This window comes from Fructobacillus fructosus KCTC 3544, from assembly GCF_001438695.1.
GTDB lineage: Bacteria > Bacillota > Bacilli > Lactobacillales > Lactobacillaceae > Fructobacillus > Fructobacillus fructosus.
The window spans coordinates 7267-10586 of sequence record NZ_JQBH01000004.1; the positions used below are offsets into that span (position 1 = coordinate 7267).

Sequence of the window (3320 nt, forward strand, 5' to 3'; positions counted from 1 at the left end):
GATTAAATCCATATTTTCCTTTACTTGATAAACCTTAACCGGTTGGTCGTGGAATAAGTTATGACTTGAATAATCATCTTCCCGAATCCCAAATACTTCTCGACTCAAGGATAGTTGATGATCTAAATCGATTAGTAAAACTTTCTTGCCTTGCTTAGCTAAATATGCCCCGAAATTGTAGGTTTGGGTCGTTTTACCAGCTCCGCCTTTTTCAGCAATAAAACCAATTTTCTTCATGCAAACAGCTCCTTTTTTCCTTTTCTGAACTATCTTTATTATACCAATTGTAATTACAATTACAAGTGCAAACATAATTATACTCATATTTACACTTATACTTATAATTGCAATTACGGGAAGATTCGAAAATGTGGCGGTTTTTTATTGAAAAAGGGTGGTAATGCGTAAAATATCGTAAAAAAAACATAGTAGTAGAAAGAAGGGGACTGAAATGAAAGAAAAAATTAGACAATGTATTCTTACAAATTCAAAGGGACAATATCTTTCTAAGAAGATACTGTCCATTATTCGACTTTCTTCAAATGAAAAACCAGAGTGGACCTTCGATTTAAAAAAAGCATTGGTATTGTCCAATCATTTGTTACCCAAGAAAGATAAGATAAAGGAATTTTTAGATCGAAAGAAAATTCTTTATACAGAAAAATGTTTCACGTGGACGATTGATAAAAGAGAGAGACCAGTTGAAGAAATAAGCTTAAATTCCGAATGCCTGCTGGAATTTTCCTCAGGACTTTATCTAGCTAATAATCCACTATCGGAACATACAGAAAATATGAAATTGGAATTAACTGATACAATTAATCAGGCTTATTTATTATCTGAGGATACACAACAATTTTTATATCAAAATTTTCATCATTTATTTGCAACAAAGCCTTTCTGTTACTGCCATTTGCAATTAGATAGTAGTGATGAGGAGCCCTTTAATTCAACACTATATTACTTACTCAAGGAAGGAAAATTTACATGGAATTGAAGGACACACAGGCTTACCGAAAATTGGTAACCATTAATGATTTAGGCAGTTTAAGGTATCTAGAAGACTTTTTGAAGGTGGACCTATCAGAAAAAGAGTGGCCAATTTTTTGGGATACTTACCTACTTGAGTGTCTTGATGGGATTCAAGAATTAGTGTCGAATATTATTGCAGGAGTGCCGGCATTTCAGTTTTTAACAGAGGGTGAAGAACTGGAAGAATACAAAGCCTCTTTATTGAAATCTCTTATTATGTTTGCCACTGTTTACGAACAAGTCAAAAAGAGTTCTTATTCCTTTCAAAATATGGCTTTGCAAGAGTATATTGACTATCACCCAAGAAAACAAACGAGTTTGCAAGATTATCGGAATATGGGATAAAATCAAAAAATACTTTATTAGCCCAGCTGTTCTGGTTAGAACTTTTTGTTAAGTATCCGGCCATGGCGATTGCACGTGATAAACTAGAGTTTTTGTCCATAAATTTCATTAGCTCTCGAGCATTTTCATTTTTCCTACTTTCCTCCTTGAGTTCTTCTAAAGAAACTAGTTTACAGTTTACAAATGGAGACCCCTGGTAACTTGTAATGGCTGTATTAATTTTAGCGTAAACAAATCCATCCTTTTGATAGAATTTTGCATAGCCAAAATAAATGTTCATTGTATTTTCAGCGAGCTCACCATACTGTTTTTTAAAAAGGTTGACAACCATTTCGTTAAATGAACGTTCGTTTGTGATCCCAAGTACTTTGCGATTCTTTGGGTTTCGCCAACGTATTGGTTGTGGGATAGTCATATCAGTTTCTGGATTGAGAATGATCTGAACAATGGCCAACAAACCGTGTGTTAAATGATTTTTGGTTTTTTCTAGGCTGTGTACTCTAGATTTTTGCTTTATAGTTTCCCTTTTGACAGAGTTCATTCCTTGTAAGATATACTTAGTTTGTATATCTTTTTCATCAAGTGAATTATAGTCATTGGACTCTTCATCGGGTAACTGGTAAAGACCCGCCTTTACAGAGCAGCCGAATATATGAGGTATTCGTCCCATTATTGAAAAGGAACGATGCTGGGGGAAACGGTGATCTTCTTCAATAACGCGCCATCCTCTAATAGACATCTGAGCTGGGCAATTGGGAAAAGGGCACTGAAAGTTTTGTGATTCTTTGTTTTTATCTGAGTATTTTAATAGTTTTTTACCCATATGTGATAAAGCAAAGTCGATAGATACGATACACTTAAGCTTATTGCTGTAGGCGTATTCACTCATAAAAAAAACTCCGTTTCTACCATAAACCAGAATGAAACAGAGCTGCTATTGGAGGTATACATTGATAAAAGTGCTGGACTTTTATATAATGTAAATACAGCTAGTGATAGCTCTGTTTCATCCATCAAGCTGAAAACCGCTCAAAGTATTCAGGGCTTGTGGATTTGTTTTGATAGGTTTATTTTATCACAATGTTTAATAAACTGCCGAAAGACGCCTTTACGGGCGTCTTTTTGTTTGTCTGAATGATCATTTTCTTTATAATGAGAAGGTGTCTACCGAATGTAAATAGTCAAGGTAACTTACTAAACCAAGAGGATTTTACAATGAGTTGTCATCATTTAACATTAACGGATCGTGTCAAACTCGAAACATGGATTGGGGAAGGGTACACGCTGTCCCAAATTGCCACCCGACTAGGCTTTGCTCGTTCCACCATTACAAGAGAGATTCAACGAGCAACCCAAAAACGCCGCTTTGGCATGTCTCTTAGCAGCTGCCATGCCAAACGAATGTATCGAGCTTTAGAAGCTCACCAATTAGCCGAGTATAAAAAACACTCCAAATTAGCGCTGTGTCCTCGTAAATTATCAAACCATCGTAAGGCCATCATTAAAAAAAGAATTCTGGAGGACAAGTGGTCACCAGAACAAATTGTCCACAGTAGTCGAAACTTTGGGGTATCCGTTCACAGTATTTACAATTGGATTAATCGAAACCAAATCGAGGGACTCTCAAATAAAAGCCTGAGATTAAAGGGAAAACGATATAAGCGTGCTTTAAGTAAAAAAGCTTATCAGAGCCTTCATCAATCAAAATCAGATCAGCGAACGGTGATTCAAAGACACACCATTGAAAAACGTCCAGAAGCCATTAACCGTCGTAGTACTTTTGGTCATTGGGAGTTAGACGGAGTTGAATCAATGCAGTCCAGTCATCTTTTGTTAACTTTTGTCGAAAGGAAAACACGATACGCAGAAGTACTACTTGTAAAAAATAAGCACGCTTATAATATAGCAGATGCCATTGAAGAGTTTTGCCAAAAATATAGTGG

The 3320-nt window shown here is 35.8% G+C and carries 5 protein-coding genes; 3 read left to right on the forward strand and 2 right to left on the reverse strand.

What is annotated here, in order from left to right; translation table 11 throughout:
- Positions 1-237, reverse strand: a 237-nt coding sequence (locus IV71_RS02445) for a ParA family protein (protein ID WP_156405637.1), incomplete at its 3' end; no start/stop codon positions are given.
- Between the two features lie 214 nt (positions 238-451).
- On the opposite strand from IV71_RS02445, the gene IV71_RS02450 reads away from it, so the two are divergent.
- A complete protein-coding gene (locus tag IV71_RS02450; RefSeq protein WP_010691915.1) occupies positions 452-997 on the forward strand; it encodes a hypothetical protein in 546 nt (181 codons plus the stop codon).
- Positions 988-1377: a hypothetical protein gene (locus IV71_RS07895; RefSeq protein ID WP_141559897.1), complete on the forward strand. Its 390-nt coding sequence runs from the start codon at positions 988-990 to the stop codon at positions 1375-1377. Before IV71_RS02450 ends, IV71_RS07895 begins: the two co-directional genes overlap by 10 nt.
- Here the strand turns inward: IV71_RS07895 and IV71_RS02455 are convergent.
- Positions 1274-2266 (reverse strand): hypothetical protein, encoded by a 993-nt coding sequence (locus IV71_RS02455; protein ID WP_010691914.1) that lies wholly within the window; start codon positions 2264-2266, stop codon positions 1274-1276. The genes IV71_RS07895 and IV71_RS02455 overlap by 104 nt on opposite strands.
- A 326-nt stretch (positions 2267-2592) precedes the next feature.
- Here IV71_RS02455 and IV71_RS02460 point away from each other — a divergent pair.
- A partial coding sequence (locus IV71_RS02460; RefSeq protein WP_056995006.1) for an IS30 family transposase occupies positions 2593-3320 on the forward strand: 728 nt, incomplete at its 3' end.